The following is a 1,155-nucleotide window of genomic DNA, read 5'->3' as shown; positions in this document are numbered from 1 at the left end:
ACGTGCGCCCGGTCATCAAGCGCCGCGACACGCAGACGATCCACTGCCCGGCGGCCCCCGCCGGGGTGATCGACGGTAGCCGCGCCGACGTGAGCTTCATCGCCGGGCTCATCACCGACAAGTTCTGCTACCACCAGCCGCTGTACCGCCAGCATCAGCGGCTCGGGGACAACGGCATCCGGGTCTCGCGCCCGTGGCTCACGCAGCTCACCCACGCGGCGCTCGCGCTGCTCGAGCCGGTCTTTACGGCCCAGCTCGACTCGATCCGCGCAAGTCGCATCAAGGCGATGGACGAGACCCCGATCAAGGCCGGGCGCGCCGGCCCGGGGAAGATGAAGGGCGGCTACTTCTGGCCGGTGTATGGCGAGCGCGACGAAATCTGCTTCGCCTATCACGAGGGGCGTAGTGGCAAACACATTGCGCAGACCCTGGGGACCGACCCACCGCCCGAGGGGGCGGTGCTGCTCACCGACGGCTACGCGGCCTACGAACGTTACGCACAAAAATGCGGGCTCACGCGCGCGCAATGCTGGGCGCACTCGAGAAGAAAATTCTTCGAGGCCCAGTCGATCGAGCCCGAACGGGCGACGCAGGCATTGGAGATGATCGGCCAGCTCTACGCGGTAGAGCAGCACATCCGTGAGGCACAACTCATCGGCGAGGCACGCCGCGCATACCGGCTCGCCCAGGCCAAGCCGATGGTCGACCGGTTCTTCGACTGGGTCGACGCCCAATTCGAATCCCACGGTCTGCTGCCGAGCTCACCGCTGACCACTGCCCTGGCCTACGTGCGTGAGCGCCGGGCCGCCCTCGAGGTCTACCTCGCCGACCCCGAGGTGCCGATCGACACCAACCACCTCGAGCGGGCGCTACGCGTAGTGCCGATGGGCCGCCGCAACTGGCTCTTCTGCTGGACCGAGGTCGGCGCGAAATACGTGGGGATCGCGCAGAGCCTGATCGCCACCTGTCGCCTGCACGACATCGACCCCTATGCCTATCTGGTCGATGTGCTCCAGCGCGTCGGCCAGCACCCTGCCGCCGATGTCGCGCAACTCACTCCAAGGCTGTGGAAGCAACACTTCGCGGCCAATCCGCTTCGATCCGATCTCCACCCGCGCTCGAAGTAGGCAAGAACGCCGCTCGGTTACCGCTTAC

Annotated in this window: 1 protein-coding gene; it reads left to right on the top strand. The window is 66.8% G+C overall.

All coding sequences use genetic code 11. The annotated features are described in order from the left end of the window. Nucleotides 1-1,127, top strand: a 1,127-nt coding sequence (gene tnpC / locus PLC66_RS22785; protein ID WP_324544455.1) for an IS66 family transposase, incomplete at its 5' end; no start/stop codon positions are given. Between the last annotated feature and the right edge of the window lie 28 nt (nt 1,128-1,155).

The sequence above is a fragment of the Thauera sp. genome, assembly GCF_035444905.1.
Taxonomy (GTDB): Bacteria; Pseudomonadota; Gammaproteobacteria; order Burkholderiales; family Rhodocyclaceae; genus Thauera.
This window is presented reverse-complemented; position numbering and strand designations above follow the sequence as displayed.